The organism is Sporosarcina sp. SG10008 (genome assembly GCF_044569405.1).
Classification (GTDB): Bacteria; Bacillota; Bacilli; order Bacillales_A; family Planococcaceae; genus Sporosarcina; species Sporosarcina psychrophila.
In genome coordinates, this window is the sequence record NZ_CP172607.1 from 4,374,554 (window position 1) to 4,395,827 (window position 21,274).

Below are 21,274 nucleotides of genomic sequence, written 5' to 3' on the forward strand. Positions count from 1 at the left end.
TGGACATCCCATTTCGACGGGATGTCCATTTTTTCATTCAGGTGTATCAAATGGTTGCAGAATATCTCTTTTGCCTTTTGTGTGAAAAATAAGTACTTTATCAGTAGGATCGTACTTTTTACCATAAAATATTTCATCTTTATAAGTGTGGATTTCATCGTACGTCTGTGTCATTGCATTGTAGATTTCTTCTTCACCTGAATCAGTTGGCGACCAGTATAAGATTTCAAGTACCGTATTTTCGCCTGTTGCAAGGGAGCGACGATTATAGCCGATGCGCTGTGCATGTGTGAAGTTTTCACGTGAGTAAAATTTAAGTCGTTTTGCAGTATCTGTATCTTCATAATCGACTGGCTCCACTTCAAGGAGAATCGGTTTATTCTTGGATTTTAACATTGTTAATAATTTGCTGCCAAGTCCCATGCCGCGTGATTGTGTTGAAACGAACAAGTAGTCGACGAATATAAACTTCTCGAACTCGACATACATGAGCACATGATGAGGTCCTTCATCCTTCTTATAAACACTTTTCTTGTCAGTTAGTAACGCATCCATATGTTCCTTTGACTTCATCTCTTCAACGGGGAAGTATTCATTTAGCTTCTCATACCAATTCAAAATGTGTTGCCTCCAATGGTTTATTTACCCCGGAGTTTTTTGTTTTGGATTGTGAGACCGAGGAAAAAAGAAGGGTAGTAAAAAATCCTCTATTCTACTGTATACCCATTATTTTAAATAAATAAACTTGCTCGGTTTTAATTAAGTAAATGAAACTATTTCCTAGATTATCCGTATACTTAGCTAACAACAAAAAATCTTACTCAGTGGAAAAGGGTGTATATATGTTTAATTTACTTATATTCTCAATTATTGTGGGCATCGTGTTCAGTCTAGTGATTGTCCCATTTATATTAAGTACTCAAGCGAAGCGCGGTGCGGATGAGGAAGCTGTAAGAACTCCTTTTAATAGAGGAGCTGCGATTGCTACCGTAGCTATATTATCTGCTATAGCCGTATTCGTGTTTTACTATACGACAAACATGGACCGTAACTGGACGTCTCTGTGGATGGTGCTTTTAGTCGTTACTTTGCTAGGTGCTTTGTCGGCAGGTGGCAAAGACCGCAAAGTGAAATTGGTCCTGTTCCTCGGTGCACTTGTTTTTGGGGCATATATACTTAGCGCGCCGCTCTTCAACGCCGACAAGAAATACAAAGCAGTTGAAATGGATCAGCAAGTGGAGATTTCAGCGTTCGATGAAACAAAAACGCCGGCAAGTGTTCCACCGAAGTTTGCACGCAATAAGATGAAGAAAGCATTCGGGCAAGTTCCGAATACGAGTTACTATGAGCTCGGCAGTCTGCAAATTCAAAAAGTCGATGGCAAATTTGTCTACATTGCACCCGTGGAGTTTTCGGGCTTCTTTAAATGGTGGAGTGCTGATACAACGCCTGGCTACTTTACGATGAGTGCAACAGACTCGGCTGATAACCCGAAATTTGTGAAAGCAGAAATGACGTATACACCGTCGTCCTACTTCCACAAACAAGTGGAGCGTCATATACGGATGAAAATGCCGAACCTTATTTTTTACGGGGATGTTCAACTTGAAATTGACGACGATGGAAAACCGTACTATATCCGTTCTTATGGGGAATTCATTTCCGCGCGTAACGGCTTTGATGTAAAAGGGATTGTAATGGTCGATCCTGCTAATGGTGATGTGAAAAAGTATTCGCTTGCAGATATACCTGAATTCATCGACGGGGCTGTTTCACCTGAAGCGGTCAGTTTGCAAAATAGTTACTTCGGGAACTATATCCACGGTTTCTGGAATTCAGTCGTTGGGAAGAAAGATGTCAAGTTGCCATCTGATGAAGGAACAGAGGCGAATGTAAGCCCGATTTTTGACGAGAATGGTCATATGTATTACTTCACAGACTTTACAAGTCCAAAAGAAGGTGTCGACTCGATGCTTGGCTATGCGTTGACGGATGGTAAGACAGGAAAAGCAACGTATTATTCAGGTAATCTGGAAGAGTCCTATATGGATTCGCAAGGGGCACTGCAGATTATCGAGAAGAAATTCATTGAAAAGAAATGGTCCGGCGAAATGCCGGTCTTGTATAACTTCTACGGAGAAGCGAGTTGGTTAACGCCAGTGCTCGATTCAAATGGATTCCTGCAAAATTACTTCATTGTATCAGCAGCGAATCCGGAAATATCGGTTTACGGCAATACGCCGAACGAAGCATTGAAATTGTATAAGACAGCTCTTCAGCGCGGAGGTAGCGGTGTAGATGGTAGCTCGAGTGCGGAAGAGGCGAAAGCGGCCGTAACGGTCGTGCGTGTATTCAAAGAGCGCGTCGGTGATTTTACACTTGTTTCGTTTTTAGCGGATGATGGACGCAACTTCATCGTCTCTTCGGAAGCTGTGCCACTCTCGATCTATGTTCAACAAGGCGATAAGCTTGTTGTGACATATTTAGAGACGGGTGAACTATTCTTGCCTGTGAAAGAGTTGACGAATGTTAGCATGGAATAACGGAAATGGAGTGCAAGGCGAATTCGCCTTGCACTCCATTTTTAGTTGCTATATATGTTGAATTAAAGAATCCCATTGAATCTACTGTGGCGCTCAATAAGGAGAGAGTATTAATTCGGAGGCCGCTGAAAAAGTCCTGTTTCCTTCAATCCCGTTGATTTCCGTTCCGAGCGGACGCTTTCCGCGGGCACGGCTTCAGCCTCCTCGTCACTGCGTTCCTGTGGGGTCTTCAGCTCGCGCTGTTCCCGCTGGAGTCGCCGCTCTTCACTACAATCAACTAGTTCTTACTATTAAAAAAGAACTTTTTCAGTGGCTTCTTAATTCGGGGTGTGGATTGTAGAACGCTTGGCGCTTTGGCGAGCCCGTTGCCGCGCCTGCACTAGGGTGTTTATTATCGAGAGAAATGTGGTTTTGAGATGTATATGCCGAGACTATAATGTGATTACTAGTTGATACTACTTATAGTCAAGAAAGACGTACTCCAACTTGCAGATTTCATCACAGATAATGAAATGCTCTTTCTCACATTGACCATCCAGCGAAGGCGCGACTTCGTGGTAGCCGAAGCGATAAGACTGAAAGTGGTCTTCTTTCTGGCTTATCGCGGGAGGCATCCACAAAGCGTCGAAGCGGTATTGGTAGGAGTTCTATTTCATTCCAAGTATTAGAATTTCCGGCGGCCTACCAATAGCCCTTGTAAAGCGCATACATCGTATTCATCTGTTCAACATATATAGTAAACTATAAAATCTCGTACAGTGGATAACCTGCAAAAGGAGCAATTCCACGTCTGAACTCTTATGCTTCTTAACAGGCGCTTCCGCTTTTGTTTTTTTGTACGGTTAAAACGTATTGTCACATGCCGATACTTGTTAAGTCTGGTGCGTATCGATTGCGGAACATGCGGAATATCATGTACAATCAAGTCAAAGATAGTCAAAGTCAACGGCTTATCCCCCGTATGAAAGAGGTGAGGGTATGAGAAACATTTCCGACATTATTGAAGGATATTTGAAAGCAATAATCGAAGAGGGACAGTGTGGAACCATCGAAATTAAGCGCAATGAAGTCGCTGAAAAGTTCCAGTGCGTCCCGTCTCAAATCAATTACGTTATTAAGACCCGCTTCACGGCGGAGCGTGGTTATGCGGTTGAATCGAAGCGTGGAGGCGGTGGCTACATACGTATTTTCCGCGTTCAGGCGAATTCCCGTAAAGAATTGATAGAACATATTTTAGGCGGTATCCAATCGGGAGCCTCTTATACGATGGCTTTAGATGTCGTTTACAGACTAATTGAAGAAGAAGTCATAACGGAGCGCGAATCAAAGCTCATTCTTGCTGCGGTTGATAGAAGAACTATCCATCAGCCACTTCCAGACCGCGATATCATGCGTGCACGCATTTTACAAGCAATGCTCTTGACGCTTATTTACGAACAGCGTAACTAATCACCAATCCAACTGATATGAGGTGGCTTTCGATGATATGTGAAAATTGTAAAGAACGAACTGCGTCCATTACGATTACGCAAGAAAGTGTAGTCGGATCGCTGGAACGCCATTTATGTGAGAAATGCGCATTTCAATCACAAACATTCCATTTCGACCCCAATCAAGAGCCGTTGTCCATTCAGCAGTTCCTATCTCACTGGTTTAGCGGTTCTGATCCTTTCCAGGCACAACCGCAAACGCGGGGAGAGTCGTTTGAAGGACCCGAATGTCCCTCATGTGGTTTAACGTTTCCGAAGTTCCTCGATATTGGGAAGTTTGGCTGTGCCGACTGTTATGACACATTTCGTGGCAGCTTACCGCAAGTTTTTGGCAAGCTTCACAATGGCCATTCAACTCATACCGGGAAAGTACCGGTTTCATTTAATGAAATATATGCAGTTAAAAAGAAAATTGAAGAGATCCGAGTGAAGATGAAAGAGGCAGTAGAAGCTGAGCATTTTGAAGAAGCGGCAGCTTTGCGTGATGAAGCGAATACACTAAAGCAACACCTTTCCCTTGGAGGTGAAGAAAACGATGTCGATTGAAAAATTCATGCGTGATGCGGTAACCCCTTGGATGACTGCTTACGGAGAGCACTCAGACATCGTTATGTCGACGCGAATTCGACTTGCACGCAACTTGACAGGCTATCGTTTTCCTATCGCGTTCACTGAAGAAGAAGCGATGGCGGTAGACAGAGCGGTTACGGGTGTTTTGCTTGATACCATGCAAAGTGGCTATTCCTATACTAAGATGTCCGATCTACCTGCATTGGAACGCCAAGTACTTGTTGAAAAACATCTGATCAGTCCGCAACTCGCAATTCCTGACAGGCATGGCGCAGTTCTTCTATCAGAAGACGAGACCATAAGTGTCATGGTGAATGAGGAGGACCATATCCGCATTCAATGCATCTATCCTGGGTTACAGCTTGAGGATGCCTATAAACAGGCTGATCAGGTTGACGATTACCTTGAAAAAGAACTGCCGTATGCTTTTGATGAAGACTTTGGTTATTTGACAAGCTGTCCATCGAATACGGGAACCGGCATGCGCGCATCTGTGATGATGCATTTACCGGCACTTACAATGACGAAGCAGATTGATCGTATTATCCCGGCTATCTCACGGCTTGGAATCATCGTCCGAGGGAGTTATGGCGAAGGAAGTGAAGCACCTGGCAATGTCTATCAAGTGTCAAATCAGACGACGCTTGGTAAAACGGAGCAAGAGATTCTCGCGGATCTTGGAAACATTGCATCTCGGTTAATTGGGCATGAACGGAAATCGCGGGAATTGTTACTTTCAAAGTCGAGAATTGCGCTTGAGAACAGGCTATTCCGTTCATTGGGTACAATTAGTTATGCGCGACTATTACCGTCAGGCGAGGCAGCACGATGCCTTTCGGACGTCAGACTCGGTATCGATCTTGGCATCATCCAGGACGTTGACATGTCGATTTTGAACGAACTGATGATATTCATGCAGGCAGGTTTCCTACAACAATATGCAAGCACGGAGTTATCACAAGAAGAACGGGATATATTCAGAGCGAAACTGTTTCGAGAACGACTCAATGTAGAGAAATCCTCTCCTCCGACTGAGATTAATACGGAAGAGTGAGCAGGTATTTTGCACATTGTCTTTTGTTTAGGTATAGTTAGGTCAAAGATAGTCAAAGTCAATTTTGCCAATAAAGGAGTTCCTGCGTGTTCGGTTGAATACGTATAAAAGGGTGGTTGTTTTCTTACCTCTTTCTAGAGAGGAATGAAAACATAAGGTTTACTGCATGGATTGGTGTCTAGACACCAGCCCCTAGGCCCATGTGCAATGGGAGGGATTGTGAAATGCATTATTCCTCCTACCTGTCGAGGCTGAACGGTGCCTTGCGCTTTTCTAGAAAAGGAATTCATTTGAGTAATGTATGGTTTTTTGGGGAATTGATTGTATATATATAGTATAGAAGGAGAGGACTGAATATGATGTTTAATCGATTTACACAGCGTGCACAGAAAGTATTGCAACTTGCCCAAGAAGAGGCAATCCGCATGAAACACGAGTCCATTGGAACAGAACATATTTTACTTGGACTTATTCGTGAAGGCGGAGGTATTGCTGCAAAAGCGCTTGAAGCGATAGGTGTCAACTTTGAAACAATCGTACAAGGTGTAGAAAAACTTGTAGGTGCTGGAACAAAGGATGTCGGTCCAATCGTTCATTACACACCTAGAGCAAAAAAAGTTATTGAATTATCCGTGGATGAGTCACGTAAGCTGGGTCATTCTTATATCGGAACAGAGCACATCTTGCTAGCACTTATCCGTGAAGGTGAAGGGGTTGCAGCGCGTGTCTTGAATAACGCTGGCGTTAGTCTGAATAAAGCGCGTCAACAAGTACTTCAGTTGCTGGGAAGTAATGATAGCTCGGCTACAGGTCAAGGCGTTTCGAATTCTGCTGCAACGCCGACATTGGATAGCTTGGCACGTGATTTAACGGAAGTGGCACGTGAAGGCTTGCTCGATCCGGTTATCGGACGTAGCAAGGAAATTACACGTGTTATTGAAGTATTAGCACGCCGAACGAAAAACAACCCAGTACTTATCGGAGAACCAGGTGTTGGTAAGACTGCAATTGCTGAAGGACTCGCACAGCAAGTCATTAATAACGAAGTGCCGGAAATTCTCCGTGACAAACGTGTTATGACACTCGATATGGGAACAGTCGTCGCGGGTACGAAATACCGTGGTGAATTCGAAGATCGCATGAAAAAAGTAATGGAAGAGATTCGCCAAGCGGGCAATATCATCCTATTCATCGACGAACTGCATACGCTGATTGGGGCAGGAGGAGCTGAAGGTGCAATCGACGCATCTAATATCCTGAAGCCTTCGCTGGCACGCGGTGAATTGCAATGTATCGGTGCAACGACGCTTGACGAATACCGTAAATATATTGAAAAAGACGCTGCGCTTGAACGACGCTTCCAACCGATCCAAGTCGACGAGCCAACTGTCGATGAAACAATCCAAATTCTCCATGGCTTGCGTGACCGTTACGAAGCGCATCACCGTGTGAAAATTACAGATGAATCAATCGAAGCGGCTGCTAAAATGTCGGATCGTTATATTTCTGACAGATTCCTTCCGGATAAAGCGATTGACTTAATCGACGAAGCGGGTTCAAAAGTACGCCTTCGTTCATACACGACACCGCCTAACTTGAAAGAGCTGGAATTGAAATTAGAAGCAATTCGTTCTGAAAAGAATGCAGCTGTCCAAAGCCAAGAATTCGAAAAAGCGGCATCGTTCCGCGACAAAGAACAAAAGATGAAAGAAGAACTTGAAACAACGAAAACAGATTGGAAAGAAAAGCAGGGTCAAAAAGAATCCGAAGTGACAGTTGAAGATATCGCAGAAGTTGTAGCGATGTGGACTGGAATACCGGTATCTAAAATAGCTGAAACGGAATCTGCAAAACTGCTCAACATGGAAGAAATGCTACACGAACGTGTCATTGGCCAAAGTGAGGCAGTAACTGCTATTTCCCGGGCAATACGACGTGCACGTGCAGGTTTGAAAGATCCGAAACGTCCGATTGGTTCGTTCATTTTCCTTGGACCAACAGGTATCGGGAAAACGGAATTGGCAAGAGCGCTTGCGGAAGTCATGTTTGGCGATGAAGATGCAATGATTCGTGTTGACATGTCCGAGTACATGGAGAAACATTCGACATCGCGTCTAGTCGGTTCACCACCAGGGTATGTCGGCTATGAAGAAGGCGGACAGTTAACAGAAAAAGTTCGTCGCAAACCTTATTCGGTAGTCTTGTTAGATGAAATCGAGAAAGCTCATCCGGATGTCTTTAACATTCTCCTTCAAGTACTGGAAGATGGCAGATTGACGGATTCAAAAGGACGCTTAGTAGATTTCCGAAACACAGTTCTTATCATGACTTCCAATGTAGGAGCACAAGAATTGCGGAAAAATCGTTATGTCGGATTTAATCTGGGAGATGCGGGACGCGATTACGAAGGCATGAAATCAGCGATGCTTGAAGAGTTGAAGAAAGCGTTCCGTCCCGAGTTCTTAAACCGTGTGGATGAAATGATTGTCTTCCATGCACTTGAAAAAGAACATTTGCGTAAAATCGTCTCGCTTATGTCGAATGAATTGACGAAACGTCTAGGCGAACAAGAGATTGAACTAGAGTTGACAGATGAAGCGAAAACCAAAATCGTTGATGTTGGTTATGATCCGGAATATGGTGCTCGGCCACTACGCCGCGCTATCCAGAAACACATTGAAGACCGTTTGTCTGAAGAACTTCTAAAAGGAACAGTACTGGTAGGTAGTAAAGTACTTGTCGATGTGGTTGATGGAGAGTTTGTCGTCAAGACAGGAATCGACGCTGAACAACCGAAAGTTGCGAAAAAAGAAGAAGTACTCGAAAAATAAAGTGTGAACTGGATAGTCCATCCCACCGACAGTTCTTTTCGGTAGGAATGGGCTGTCCTTTTCGTGTTCGGAGGATTCCATGGCAAAAAGAAAATCGAAGTTTATGTGTAAATCATGTGGTTATGAATCGGCGAAGTGGATGGGGCGGTGCCCAGGTTGCGGAGAATGGAATACGATGGAAGAGGAAGTTGAAGTAGCCGTTCAAAAAGGGCCACGTGGTGCATTTCAGCATACAGAGGGCGTCCGTCAAAAGGCGCTGCCTATCAGCTCAATCGAGATGATAGAAGAACCAAGAATTGGCACAGACTTGGAGGAGTTCAACCGCGTTTTGGGTGGCGGAATTGTCCCCGGCTCACTTATTTTAATCGGTGGAGATCCGGGTATAGGAAAGTCGACACTCCTTCTTCAAGTATCTTCACTGTTGGCGAACAAAGGGCAACGTGTTCTTTATATTTCAGGTGAGGAATCAATTCGACAGACAAAACTACGTGCAGAACGACTTGGCGTAAAATCAGATGAACTTTATATTTATGCAGAAACTGATTTGGGATTAATTCACGAAACGATAGCGGATGTGAAACCGACGTTTGTCGTTGTCGACTCCATCCAGACCGTACATCATCCCGAAGTAGCATCAGCACCAGGAAGTGTATCTCAAGTGCGTGAATGTACAGCTCAGCTGATGCGCATTGCTAAAACGCAAAATATTGCTATTTTCCTTGTTGGCCACGTAACGAAAGACGGGCAGATTGCAGGACCGCGGTTACTTGAGCATATGGTGGATACAGTTCTTTATTTTGAAGGGGAGCGGCATCATACTTACCGAATTTTACGCAGTGTGAAAAACCGTTTTGGCTCTACGAATGAAATTGCGATATTTGAAATGTTGCAGTCCGGTTTGAAAGAAGTACTGAATCCGTCCGAGTTATTCCTGCGAGAAAGATCCCAGGGGGGAGCGGGTTCAACGGTTGTTGCATCTATGGAAGGAACCCGGCCGATTCTTGTTGAAATTCAAGCACTTGTCACACCATCTAGTTTTAACTATCCAAAACGTATGGCTACTGGGCTCGATCAAAACCGAGTGTCATTGTTAATGGCTGTACTTGAGAAACGTATGGGGATGCTGTTGCAGGCTCAGGATGCCTATATTAAAGTGGCGGGCGGCGTGAAGTTGGATGAGCCGGCAATCGACTTGGCTGTGCTAATGAGCATCGTTTCCAGTTATCGTGACTTGGCGGCTGGTTTGTCTGACTGCTTTATCGGTGAAGTCGGGCTGACGGGTGAAGTACGACGAGTATCGAGAATTGAACAACGTGTGACCGAAGCCGCAAAACTCGGGTTCGAGCGTGCGATTATTCCCGCTTCAAATATTGGCGGTTGGGAATATCCGAAAGGCATTCGCGTAATAGGCGTAGAAACAGTCAGTGATGCACTGAAAATTGCTTTTAAAGATTGAGTAGAAGACGGGGCTGCAATTGTGGCAGTCCTGTCACTTTTATACTGTAAAGATGCAGTAAATGAGAAACTTTCACATGTTGGAGGGAGTCCTAACAGAATAGAAGGAAATATCACACTTACCTGACCTTATAAAGGCGGTTTGAAGCGGAAACATGTATAATTAAAAAATAAAGGAGGTGGTTCATATGTTGAAAAAGGTAGTTCAAGTTTCATTTTTGCTTATCGGTGGAACACTGGGTGTATTATTTTTACCGCATTTATTTAAATTATTTTCTTTTACTACGAGCCCATGGATTAATAATCCATACGTGTCTGCAATCCTAGGAGCAATATTGCTCTTTTTAATCAGCCTTTTCCTAACAGAACCAATTGTTAATTTCATTAAATGGATGGAAGAAAGGTTATTGAAAGCACCGGTTTTTGATCTGATATTCGGTACAATCGGTCTTGTTGTCGGTTTGAGTGTCGCGTTCCTAGTCAGTTTTGGAGTGAGCAGTATCCAGATACCGATTATAACGTCTGTCCTTCCAATCCTGTTGTCGATTATTCTTGGCTATTTAGGTTTTCAAGTCGGGTTTAAGAAACGGGAGGAAATAATTCACACGGTGCAATCTACAAAAAGCGGTGGACTCAAAAAGAAAGAAGTGGAGGATACATCTACTCAGACTAAAGGTAAGCTTTACAAGATATTGGACACAAGTGTTATTATAGATGGTCGGATTGCTGATATTTCGGCAACCGGTTTTCTTGAAGGAGTGCTTGTTGTACCGCAGTTTGTGTTGACTGAATTACAACATATTGCGGATTCCTCAGACACGTTGAAACGGACGAAAGGCAGACGCGGGCTGGACGTTCTGAAGCGTATGCAAACTGATGATGGTCCGAATATCTTAATCACAGATGAAGATTTTGCTGGCGTTCCTGAAGTCGATATGAAGCTCGTCCATCTAGCGAAAAAGATGGGTGGACTCGTTGTGACAAATGATTTTAATTTGAATAAAGTAGCGGATTTACACGGTGTCTCCGTGCTAAACATCAATGACCTTGCAAATGCGGTGAAGCCGGTTGTTATTCCTGGTGAGGATATGCATGTTGTTATTGTTAAAGATGGTAAAGAACATAACCAAGGCGTCGCTTATTTGGATGATGGCACAATGATTGTTGTTGAAGATGGGAAATTCCACGTTGGCAATGCAATCGACGTTGTCGTAACAAGTGTATTGCAGACATCGGCAGGACGAATGATATTTGCGAAACTTAAAAACGGTAAGATTTCAAAGATGAATTAAGTAGTTTTTAATCATGAAAAGAAAAGGAAGAGAAGTCTTGAACTATACAGTTATGATGCCAGCAGCTGGGAGCGGTCAGCGAATGGGCGCCGGCTACAATAAACTTTTTTTGAAATTAGATGACAAACCGATTCTTATCCATACACTTGAAGTATTCGAGGAGGATCCAGCGTGTGACGGGGTCATCCTTGCGGTAAAACCGGACGAACGTATGCAAATCGAGTCAATGCTTGAACAATTTGCGATTACAAAAGTGGTAGCAATGGTCGACGGTGGCGGGGAGCGACAAGATAGCGTGGCTGCATGTATGAAAGCGCATGGCAAGGGCGGCATTGTCCTTGTCCATGATGCTGCAAGGCCGTTCATTCGTCGAACAGTCATTACTGAGCTTGTAAAAGTGGCTGACGAGCACGGTGCAGCAATCGTAGGTGTGCGGGCAAAAGATACGATGAAATATGCTGAGGATGGCATTGTCGAGGAGACGGTGGATCGTGGCAGGTTATGGATCATTCAGACGCCCCAAGCATTTCGTTATGCATTGCTGAAAAAAGCATCTGACGAAGCACAGGCACAAGGCTTTCTCGGTACGGATGAATCGATGTTGGTCGAACGTTTTGGAGAATCCGTACGAATTGTTGAAGGTACGTATGACAATGTGAAGATGACCACTCAGGAAGATCTCCTGTTCGGAGAGATTTTATTGAGAAGAAAGAAAGTATAAGTTTTCAACCTGAACTAGTGTCTAGCTCCAGGCGCCAGCCCCTTGGGTCATAAGCCGTTTTGCTGTGTGGCTGAAGTACGCCTCCTCGCAAATCGTCTTATGCCTGTCGGTGGCCTACAGGATGTAGGTCATGCAGCTGTTGCCACAGGAAGTGGCGCATTTAGGCTGCGTTCATTTATTATAGGCGCTTACGCTTTTCGTTAGAAGAAAAATAGGAGGTTTTTTGATGATTCGGATAGGACAAGGTTTTGATGTGCATAAATTTGAAGAGGGTCGCCCACTTATCATTGGTGGTATAACGATACCGCATGACAGGGGGCTGACAGGGCATTCTGATGCGGATGTGCTTTTACATACTATTACTGATGCAGCACTTGGAGCAATCGCTGAAGGGGATATCGGCCGTCATTTCCCAGATACAAGTGCTGAATTTAAAGATGCTGATTCTGCGGTGCTATTAGAAAAGATTTGGGCTCTTGTAGAAGGGAAAGGCTATAAACTTGGCAATATCGATTGCACGATTATCGCGCAAAAGCCGAAGATGTCACCTTATATTGAAGTAATTCGTAAACGTATTGCTGAGCTATTGAAAGCGGATATTTCACAAGTGAATGTTAAAGCGACGACAACGGAACAATTAGGCTTCACTGGAAGAGAAGAAGGAATTGCTTCTATGGCGACGATTCTGCTCATTAAGGCGTAACACCTTTTAAACAGCCCTGGCAAGTGGTAAAATAGCAAACAGTAGTAAAATCAGATTGGAGAGAATTCATATGACTTCAGAAGTACGCGTACGTTACGCGCCAAGTCCAACCGGCCATTTACATATTGGGGGGGCACGGACAGCACTTTTTAATTATCTTTTTGCACGTAACCACGGTGGGAAATTCATTGTTCGAATCGAGGATACAGATACTGAGCGTAATATCGAAGCGGGAGAACTTTCTCAACTTGAAAACTTAAAATGGCTTGGCATCGATTACGATGAATCGGTCGACATTGGTGGTCCATACGGTCCCTATCGCCAAATGGAACGTCTTGACCTTTATACAAAATATGGTCAAGAGATGTTGGAAAGCGGTCATGCTTATAAATGTTTCTGTACATCAGACGAACTAGAAGCAGAGCGCGAAACGCAGAAGGCTGCTGGAATTGCGGCACCAATGTACGGTGGTAAATGCCGGAATTTAAGTGCAGAAGAAGCGGCAGCAAAAGAAGCTGCTGGACTTACACATACGATTCGCATGCGTGTACCAGAAAACGTAACGTATAAAGTGGAAGACTTAGTTCGTGGAACCGTATCATTCGAATCTAAAGACGTCGGCGACTGGGTTCTTGTAAAAGCGAATGGCATCCCGACTTATAACTTTGCGGTTGTTATCGATGATCATTTGATGAAAATCAGCCATGTATTCCGCGGTGAAGAACATTTGACGAATACACCAAAACAATTGATGATTTTTGACGTCTTTGGCTGGCAGTCTCCGCAATACGGCCACATGACACTCATCGTCAACGAAGACCGTAAAAAACTTTCAAAACGTGATGAATCGATCATTCAATTCATCTCTCAATATAAAGATCTTGGGTATCTCCCTGAAGCAATGTTCAACTTCTTTGCGCTGCTTGGCTGGTCGCCGGGTGGAGAAGAGGAGATTTTCACGCACGAAGAACTTATCAAGATGTTTGACGTAAGCCGTCTATCTAAATCCCCTTCCATGTTCGATAAACAAAAACTGACATGGACGAACAATCAATACGTGAAAAAGATGAATCTTGAAGAAGTAATTGATTTTGCATTGCCACATCTGCAAGATGCCGGTCTCATCAATAAAGAAATGACTGAATCAGAAGCTGCATGGGCACATGATTTAATCGCTCTTTATCAGGATCAGTTAAGCTTTGGTGCGGAAATTGTTGAATTATCTGCCCAGTTTTTCGATCACGAGATTGAATATGATGAAGAATCCCAAGCTGTACTCGCTGGGGAGCAAGTGCCTGAGGTAATGGCTGCATTCAAAGAAAAGCTAGAAGCACTAGAAACATTCGATGCTGCATCTATTAAAGACGCGATTAAAGCAGTTCAAAAGGAAACGGGCCATAAAGGGAAAAACTTATTTATGCCGATTCGTGTTGTAACAACTGGTCAAATGCATGGACCTGAATTACAGGCATCTATTGCATTGATTGGGAAAGAAAAAACAATTGAACGAGTCGCTAAATACGCAAAACAATAACGTTGACTTTCATCGTTTGAAATGTAAAATGAAAGTTAATAACTAAACCGTAGAAAAGGATAAGTACACATTGCAAGCTCTTCAGAGAGGATCATCATCGGCTGTAAATGATCTGTGCCTCTGTAATGTGGAAATGCCCCTTTGAGTGCTGTGCCGAAAGTATAAGTAGGCCGGACGCATCGCCAGCGTTATAGGCGTCAAGCGGGAAGGCCAACACCTTCCAAGCGGAGTGGAACCGCGCATTCAATGCGTCTCTGTCATTTATTTGACGGGGACGTATTTTTTTTATGAGAAAAGCGAAATCGGCCGTGTAGATGCGACAGGCATAAGACGGACCTGCGAAGCGGAGCACTATCCCGCGTAGTAGGGCTGGCTTATGACCCGAGCATCTGGCCGGTGTAGCTAGACAAGAAAAGCGGAAGCGGCCTTTACAAATGAACGCAGCTTAAGTGCGCCACTTAAGAGGAAGGCAGTCTAAAATCGCGACGTCCTGTCGCAACGACTGCATGACCAGCTTCATGCTGGCCTTGGCAACAAAGAGGGATGTAGTTCAATCCCTCTCCACTGCATGACCTACATCCTGTAGGCCCGTGACAGGCATAAGACGGACCTGCGAAGCGGAGCACTATCCCGCGTAGTAGGGCTGGCTTATGACCCGAGCATTTGGTCGCTGGAGTTAGACACAGAAATTATAGGGGGGAACGAGTTGTTTCAGAGAATGAAAGAAGACGTTCGATGTATATTTGAACAGGACCCGGCAGCACGTACTGTTTTTGAAGTTGTTCTAACTTACTCAGGTTTACACGCATTATGGTCTCATCGTATTGCACATGCTTTATATAAGCGGAAGTTGTTGTTTTTGGCACGGCTCGTTTCGCAAATTAGCCGATTTTTCACAGGTATTGAAATTCATCCTGGTGCAAAAATAGGGCGTAGGTTTTTCATAGATCATGGAATGGGTGTTGTAATTGGGGAAACATGTGAAATCGGCAACGACGTCACTATTTACCAAGGCGTGACTCTTGGTGGTACAGGTAAAGAAAGCGGCAAGCGGCATCCGACACTTCATGATAATGTACTTGTTGCATCGGGTGCTAAAGTGCTCGGTTCCATAACAATCGGTGAAGGTAGTAAAGTAGGAGCGGGTTCAGTTGTCCTGAAAGACGTCCCGCCGGAATCGACGGTTGTAGGTATTCCGGGGAAAGTCGTCATTTCGAACGGTGTTAGAGTGAAGAGTAAACATGATCACCGTGACATGCCGGATCCTGTGGCAGATAGATGCCAGACACTTGAAGATGAAATTAGTGAATTGAAAAATAGGCTCGAACATTTAAATGTTTCCAAAGTAAAGGAAGGAGATTTATCATGACAATTCAAATTTACAATACGCTGACACGCAAAAAAGAGCCTTTCATTCCATTGGAAGAGGGCAAAGTAAAAATGTACGTTTGCGGTCCCACTGTTTACAACTACATTCATATCGGAAATGCGCGTCCGGTTATCGCTTTTGATACAGTGAGACGCTACCTTGAATATCGAGGGTATGATGTAACGTACGTTTCGAATTTCACGGACGTTGACGACAAGATTATTAAAGCGGCTAATGAACTAGGGGAAGAGGTCGGCGAGCTAACAGACCGCTTCATCGCTGCTTACTTTGAAGATGTTTCAGCGCTCGGTTGCGGTAAGGCTGACGTACATCCGCGTGTGACGGATCATATCGAAGACATCGTCAAATTCGTGAAAGTACTAATCGATAAAGGTTTCGCTTATGAATCGCAAGGGGATGTCTACTATCGTACGCAGAAATTTGAAGGCTACGGAAAGTTGTCCCACCAATCGACGGATGAGTTGAAGGTCGGTGCACGTATCGAAGAGGGCATCAAGAAAGAAAATCCACTGGACTTTGCCTTATGGAAAGCTGCTAAGGCTGGCGAAATTTCATGGGAAAGTCCATGGGGATTGGGACGTCCGGGCTGGCATATCGAATGTTCTGTTATGGCAAGAGAACACCTTGGCGATACAATAGATATTCACGCAGGTGGCCAAGATTTAACGTTTCCACATCATGAAAATGAAATTGCGCAATCCGAAGCGATGACAGGCAAACAATTTGCGCGCTATTGGATGCACAATGGTTACATTAATATCGACAACGAAAAAATGTCTAAATCACTTGGCAATTTTGTTCTTGTGAATGATATTAGGAAGCAGATTGATCCGAAAGTACTTCGCTTCTTTATATTGTCAGTTCATTACAGACACCCAGTCAATTTCTCGCAAGATCTTGTTGTCAGTGCAGAGAATGGACTTGCGCGTATCCGTACAGCGTACAATAATTTGAAGCACCGACTTGCGACGTCTGCGGATCTCGGCGATCAGAAAGATATCTGGATTCATAAAGTGGATGAAATCAAGAACGACTTTGAAGTGGCAATGGATGATGACTTTAACACAGCAAACGCTATCGCATCGGTATTCGAATTAGCGAAACTGGCAAACGTCTATTTAGTAGAAAAAAACACACAATCCGATGTGCTAGAGCATTTCATCCGCACATTTGACGGACTACTGACGGTTCTTGGATTGCCGATGGACGAAGAAACAGGACTGTTGGATGAAGATGTCGAAGCGTTAATCGAAGAACGACTCGAAGCTCGCCGTAACAAAGACTTCAAGCGTTCGGATGAAATTCGTGATGAATTGAAAGCGCAAGGTATCATTCTAGAAGATACAGCACAAGGCATGCGCTGGAAAAGAGGATGAGCAACGTATATAACTTACGTGATATAGATGTGAAACAAATAAAAGCACTGGCTCTTGCCTACATGGGCGACGCGGTGTACGAACAGGCGATACGGGAGCACCTTTTGCGTTCGGGGCGTGTAAAACCGAATGTGCTGCACAGAGAAGCAACGCATTATGTCTCCGCGAAATCACAGGCAGCTACACTCAAGATGATGCAGGCATCAGGCTTTCTGACGGAAGAAGAAGAGGCGGTCATGAGACGTGGCCGCAATGCGAAATCTGGTTCAGTACCTAAAAATACGGATGTCGTAACGTACAATTACAGTTCAGGCTTTGAAGCGGTCATCGGTTATTCACACTTATTAGGAAGAACAGAACGCGTGCAAGAAATAATCAGTGAGGCAATTCGATTTATTGAAATGCCGAAGGAGGAAGAGTCAAAATGAATGAACATGAAAACGAAAATGAAGTTGAATCTGAATTAATCGGCGGGAAAAATCCAATTGTAGAAGCACTGCGCTCGGGTAGGGAATTAAATAAGATATGGGTTGCTGAAGGACTTAATATGAAAAGCATCGGTGAAATCCTATCGTTGGCAAAAAAAGCAGGAATTATCGTGCAGGCGGTCCCGAAACAAAAGTTGGATGGTTTGCTTGATGTAAATCACCAAGGGATTGTCGCTTCGGTTGCGGCTTACGAATATGCGGAACTCGAAGATCTATTTACTGTTGCAACCGAGCGTGGAGAAGATCCATTGTTCCTTATTCTTGATGAACTTGAAGATCCTCATAATCTGGGCTCCATATTACGGACAGCTGACGCGTCGGGTGTTCACGGAGTCATTATACCAAAACGCCGTGCTGTCGGGTTGACGGGTGTTGTTGCAAAGTCATCCACTGGTGCAATCGAACATATCCCTGTCGTGCGTGTGAACAATCTTTCGCAAACGGTGGAGGACCTGAAAAAACGTGGTGTTTGGATTGCGGGGACAGATGCTGCTAAATCGGTGGATTACAGACTAATGGATGCGACTCTTCCGCTTGCTATCATTATTGGAAGTGAAGGGAAAGGAATGTCGCGTATTTTGAAAGAGAAATGCGATTTCCTCTATCATTTACCGATGGTTGGGCATGTTACATCATTGAACGCGTCTGTAGCAGCCTCCCTTCTTATGTACGAGGTACTGCGCAAGCGTCAACCGCATACGTCTGGCAGATGACAACAGATATACTCCTAGTCGATGGTTACAATATCATCGGAGCATGGGAGGAACTGGGCGGGATGAAGCGGAAAAAGCTCGCAGATGCACGTGACCGTTTGATCGAAAGAATGGCAGAGTACAAGGCGCATACAGGGTGGCGGGTCATTATTATTTTTGATGCGCATCTTGTGCCAGGTATTGAAAAAAAGAAACGGCATCACAATGTTGAGATTGTCTTTACTCGGGAAAAAGAAACAGCTGATGAAAGAATTGAAAAGCTCGTCTCTGAATTGAAGGGGAGACGGGTACAAATTCATGTAGCTACATCAGATTTGACAGAACAATGGGTCATTTTTGCGCATGGTGCACTCCGAAAGTCAGCTCGTGAGCTAGAACTTGAAGTAAATAAAATCGATGATCTCATTACGGCAAAAGTGAAGGCAATCCAAGGGCAGCGGCCGCTTTCGAAGATTCCTTTAACTGACGAAGTTGCTGAAATATTTGAAAAATGGCGACGAGGAATGAAATGAACGGTTGACGTAAAAATTTCCCATACGGTATACTTGTTATATAATAGTGATAACGAACCGGGGTGATCCAGGTGGTGGAGAAAACATACGTTGAAGGCAGCATATCGGATTTCACCGGATTATCCGACGGGGAAATCATAGCAATCATCCACGAAGGTAACACGGATGCGCTTAATTTCCTTATTAGGAAGTACCAATCTTTTGTTAGATTGAAAGCGCGCTCATACTTTCTTATCGGTGGAGACCGGGAAGATATCATTCAAGAAGGTATGATCGGCCTGTACAAAGCAATTCGTGATTTTAAAGAGGATCGATTGAGTTCATTCAAGGCGTTTGCGGAACTTTGCATCACGCGGCAGATTATCACGGCTATTAAAACTGCGACAAGGCAGAAGCATATCCCGCTTAATACGTCGGTGTCATTGGACAAGCCGGTATTTGACGAAGAGTCCGATCGCACATTGCTCGACGTAATAGCCGGGCCAGTATTGGATGATCCTGAAGGCCTCATGATTCACAGGGAAGATTTTGTTCAAATGGAAGATGAAATGAACAAAGTACTAAGTGGTCTTGAGAAGCAAGTACTGGCACTGTACTTAGACGGCCAGTCTTATCAGGAAATTTCCGAGGAGCTAAACAGGCAAGTTAAGTCTGTAGACAATGCGCTTCAGAGGATAAAACGTAAACTCGAGCGGTATATGCAAGTTGATACAGTGCGGTAGACGTCCATTTCCCTTGTATTGACATCATGAATGGTAGATGGTACCCTTTAGCAAGACTATGAGAAGATGTTCAAGAAGTCAGGGGACATAAGGTTGCAGCACTATTTATCAGCTTTTATCTCTGCTCCTAGCGCATTTTAACATGCGTTACCTCGACTCTTTTCGGATTTAGAACATTGAGTCGTAAGGGGTGAGGGAATGTCTAAAAAAATTATTTTAAGTTGCGATACATGCGGATCACGAAACTATTCCGTGCCGGCACGGAAAGATAAGCCAACAGAACGTTTGTCGATTAAAAAGTTTTGCAGGCATTGCAATGCACATACATTGCATAGGCAAACGGCATGAAGCGGTTAGTTAGGAAGCAGGATCATACTTATATTCGGAGGTTTACGGTATAATGAGCAAGTTAACTGGTTTTTTCAAAGACGTTGGCTCGGAAATGAGAAAAGTCAGCTGGCCGAGACGTAAAGAATTAACGCGTTACACAATTGTTGTTCTTTCGACAGTCGTTTTCATGGCAGTCTACTTCGGACTTGTTGACCTTGGCATTTCACGAGTGTTGGAATGGTACATTGCGTTATAATAAAAGCACTATAAATATTCCCCTTGAAAAATATCCCGTCTGACAGTATGAACGGGATTTTTCAATTGCCTAAACTCCAGCGTCTCTTTAATCCAGGCGCTTGCGTTTTTATTTAATTGTAGGGAAAAAGGAGGGACGGACGTTTAGTCCTCGTCACTATGGATATGGAAAAAAATTGGTACGTCGTTCATACGTACTCCGGTTATGAGAATAAGGTGAAAGCCAATCTGGAAAAACGTGTTGAAACGATGGGTATGTCTGACAAGATATTCCGAGTTGTCATCCCGGAAGAAGAAGAAACGGATTTCAAAGATGGTAAAAAACGCACGGTCCTGAAAAAAACGTTCCCAGGTTATGTTCTTGTGGAAATTATTATGACGGACGATTCCTGGTATGTTGTACGTAACACGCCGGGCGTGACGGGTTTCATCGGTTCGTCAGGCGGCGGCGCAAAACCGACACCGCTACTTCCTGAAGAAGTCGAATTCATCCTCAAACAAATGGGTGTTAAAGAGCGTAAAGTTGAAATTGACTTCGCGCTTGGCGAAATGGTTGAAGTACTTGAAGGGCCATTTGCGAACTTCCAAGGTAAAGTGGAAGAAATTGATGAAGATAAAGGTAAAGTGAAAGTATCTGTCGATATGTTCGGCCGAGAGACAAATATGGAACTCGACTTCGAACAAGTACAAAAAATATAAACGTTTACCACTTGCATATATCGTGAAATAGTGGTATCATTTCAAAGGTCAGACTGTAAACAAATGGTCTGGACGAACTATCAAATTCTACCGACGTAAGTCGGCAGGCACATATGAGTGGGAGGGGCAACCCTATTACCACATCACGGACTTAAGGAGGTGTGTCTCGTGGCTAAAAAAGTCATTAAGGTTGTTAAATTGCAAATTCCTGCAGGGAAAGCGAATCCGGCTCCGCCAGTTGGACCGGCGTTAGGACAAGCAGGTGTGAACATCATGGGATTCTGTAAAGAATTCAATGCGCGTACTGCAGATCAAGCAGGTCTTATTATTCCTGTTGAAATCTCTGTATTCGAAGACCGTTCATTTACTTTTATTACAAAAACTCCACCGGCAGCAGTTTTGCTGAAGGTTGCAGCTAATCTTACAAAAGGTTCAGGTGAACCGAATAAAAAGAAAGTTGCTACTGTGAAACGTGATAAAGTTCGCGAAATAGCAGAACAAAAGATGGAAGATTTAAACGCGGCGTCAGTTGAAGCAGCGATGGCAATGGTTGAAGGTACTGCTCGCAGTATGGGAATCACGATCGAAGACTGATC

The 21,274-nt window shown here is 44.0% G+C and carries 21 protein-coding genes and 1 other annotated feature; of the genes, 20 read left to right on the plus strand and 1 reads right to left on the minus strand.

Features of this window, described 5'->3' with window-relative positions:
* Positions 1 to 33: 33 nt before the first annotated feature.
* The gene (locus tag ACGLYD_RS20530) at positions 34 to 618 is read right to left on the minus strand and encodes a GNAT family N-acetyltransferase (protein ID WP_338654038.1); all 585 of its coding nucleotides are present in this window, start codon (positions 616 to 618) and stop codon (positions 34 to 36) included.
* A gap of 224 nt (positions 619 to 842) precedes the next feature.
* On the opposite strand from ACGLYD_RS20530, the gene ACGLYD_RS20535 reads away from it, so the two are divergent.
* From ACGLYD_RS20535 to rplK, 20 genes are all read left to right on the plus strand, one after another.
* The gene (locus ACGLYD_RS20535; RefSeq protein WP_399630305.1) at positions 843 to 2,543 is read left to right on the plus strand and encodes a hypothetical protein; all 1,701 of its coding nucleotides are present in this window, start codon (positions 843 to 845) and stop codon (positions 2,541 to 2,543) included.
* A gap of 978 nt (positions 2,544 to 3,521) precedes the next feature.
* A complete protein-coding gene (locus tag ACGLYD_RS20540; RefSeq protein WP_067204668.1) occupies positions 3,522 to 3,992 on the plus strand; it encodes a CtsR family transcriptional regulator in 471 nt (156 codons plus the stop codon).
* 32 nt (positions 3,993 to 4,024) lie between these two features.
* Entirely contained in the window at positions 4,025 to 4,579 is a 555-nt protein-coding gene (locus ACGLYD_RS20545; protein WP_067204672.1) for a UvrB/UvrC motif-containing protein, read from the plus strand.
* Entirely contained in the window at positions 4,569 to 5,657 is a 1,089-nt protein-coding gene (locus tag ACGLYD_RS20550; protein ID WP_067204675.1) for a protein arginine kinase, read from the plus strand. Before ACGLYD_RS20545 ends, ACGLYD_RS20550 begins: the two co-directional genes overlap by 11 nt.
* A 356-nt stretch (positions 5,658 to 6,013) precedes the next feature.
* Positions 6,014 to 8,488 carry an ATP-dependent Clp protease ATP-binding subunit gene (locus ACGLYD_RS20555; protein WP_067204678.1) on the plus strand — a complete coding sequence of 825 codons (2,475 nt, stop codon included), beginning with the start codon at positions 6,014 to 6,016 and terminating at the stop codon, positions 8,486 to 8,488.
* 79 nt (positions 8,489 to 8,567) lie between these two features.
* Complete coding sequence (gene radA / locus ACGLYD_RS20560) at positions 8,568 to 9,944, plus strand: DNA repair protein RadA (RefSeq protein ID WP_067204680.1); 1,377 nt, start codon at positions 8,568 to 8,570, stop codon at positions 9,942 to 9,944.
* Positions 9,945 to 10,131: 187 nt separating this feature from the next.
* Complete coding sequence (locus tag ACGLYD_RS20565) at positions 10,132 to 11,235, plus strand: PIN/TRAM domain-containing protein (protein ID WP_399630310.1); 1,104 nt, start codon at positions 10,132 to 10,134, stop codon at positions 11,233 to 11,235.
* A gap of 37 nt (positions 11,236 to 11,272) precedes the next feature.
* Positions 11,273 to 11,956, plus strand: coding sequence for a 2-C-methyl-D-erythritol 4-phosphate cytidylyltransferase (ispD, locus tag ACGLYD_RS20570; RefSeq protein WP_354313468.1), 684 nt, complete (start codon positions 11,273 to 11,275; stop codon positions 11,954 to 11,956).
* Positions 11,957 to 12,182: 226 nt separating this feature from the next.
* Positions 12,183 to 12,659: a 2-C-methyl-D-erythritol 2,4-cyclodiphosphate synthase gene (gene ispF, locus ACGLYD_RS20575; RefSeq protein ID WP_067204689.1), complete on the plus strand. Its 477-nt coding sequence runs from the start codon at positions 12,183 to 12,185 to the stop codon at positions 12,657 to 12,659.
* A 70-nt stretch (positions 12,660 to 12,729) separates the two neighbouring features.
* On the plus strand, positions 12,730 to 14,193 hold the full coding sequence (gltX, locus tag ACGLYD_RS20580) for a glutamate--tRNA ligase (protein WP_338654025.1): 1,464 nt from the start codon (positions 12,730 to 12,732) through the stop codon (positions 14,191 to 14,193).
* Between the two features lie 41 nt (positions 14,194 to 14,234).
* Positions 14,235 to 14,452: a binding site (T-box leader), on the plus strand.
* A gap of 447 nt (positions 14,453 to 14,899) precedes the next feature.
* Complete coding sequence (gene cysE / locus ACGLYD_RS20585) at positions 14,900 to 15,562, plus strand: serine O-acetyltransferase (protein ID WP_067204694.1); 663 nt, start codon at positions 14,900 to 14,902, stop codon at positions 15,560 to 15,562.
* Positions 15,559 to 16,959: a cysteine--tRNA ligase gene (gene cysS / locus ACGLYD_RS20590; protein WP_067204697.1), complete on the plus strand. Its 1,401-nt coding sequence runs from the start codon at positions 15,559 to 15,561 to the stop codon at positions 16,957 to 16,959. The genes cysE and cysS overlap by 4 nt, the downstream gene beginning before the upstream one ends.
* On the plus strand, positions 16,956 to 17,387 hold the full coding sequence (locus ACGLYD_RS20595) for a Mini-ribonuclease 3 (protein WP_067204700.1): 432 nt from the start codon (positions 16,956 to 16,958) through the stop codon (positions 17,385 to 17,387). Before cysS ends, ACGLYD_RS20595 begins: the two co-directional genes overlap by 4 nt.
* A complete protein-coding gene (gene rlmB, locus ACGLYD_RS20600) occupies positions 17,384 to 18,160 on the plus strand; it encodes a 23S rRNA (guanosine(2251)-2'-O)-methyltransferase RlmB (RefSeq protein ID WP_067204702.1) in 777 nt (258 codons plus the stop codon). The genes ACGLYD_RS20595 and rlmB overlap by 4 nt, the downstream gene beginning before the upstream one ends.
* A complete protein-coding gene (locus ACGLYD_RS20605) occupies positions 18,157 to 18,672 on the plus strand; it encodes an NYN domain-containing protein (protein ID WP_067204704.1) in 516 nt (171 codons plus the stop codon). Before rlmB ends, ACGLYD_RS20605 begins: the two co-directional genes overlap by 4 nt.
* 74 nt (positions 18,673 to 18,746) lie before the next feature.
* Positions 18,747 to 19,394, plus strand: coding sequence for an RNA polymerase sporulation sigma factor SigH (gene sigH / locus ACGLYD_RS20610; protein WP_187047753.1), 648 nt, complete (start codon positions 18,747 to 18,749; stop codon positions 19,392 to 19,394).
* Positions 19,395 to 19,592: 198 nt separating this feature from the next.
* Entirely contained in the window at positions 19,593 to 19,742 is a 150-nt protein-coding gene (gene rpmG, locus ACGLYD_RS20615) for a 50S ribosomal protein L33 (protein WP_082786457.1), read from the plus strand.
* Between the two features lie 52 nt (positions 19,743 to 19,794).
* The gene (gene secE, locus ACGLYD_RS20620; RefSeq protein ID WP_067204707.1) at positions 19,795 to 19,980 is read left to right on the plus strand and encodes a preprotein translocase subunit SecE; all 186 of its coding nucleotides are present in this window, start codon (positions 19,795 to 19,797) and stop codon (positions 19,978 to 19,980) included.
* A 164-nt stretch (positions 19,981 to 20,144) separates the two neighbouring features.
* Complete coding sequence (nusG, locus tag ACGLYD_RS20625; protein WP_187046454.1) at positions 20,145 to 20,678, plus strand: transcription termination/antitermination protein NusG; 534 nt, start codon at positions 20,145 to 20,147, stop codon at positions 20,676 to 20,678.
* 168 nt (positions 20,679 to 20,846) lie between these two features.
* The gene (rplK, locus tag ACGLYD_RS20630; protein WP_067204710.1) at positions 20,847 to 21,272 is read left to right on the plus strand and encodes a 50S ribosomal protein L11; all 426 of its coding nucleotides are present in this window, start codon (positions 20,847 to 20,849) and stop codon (positions 21,270 to 21,272) included.
* The last annotated feature ends 2 nt before the right edge of the window (positions 21,273 to 21,274 follow it).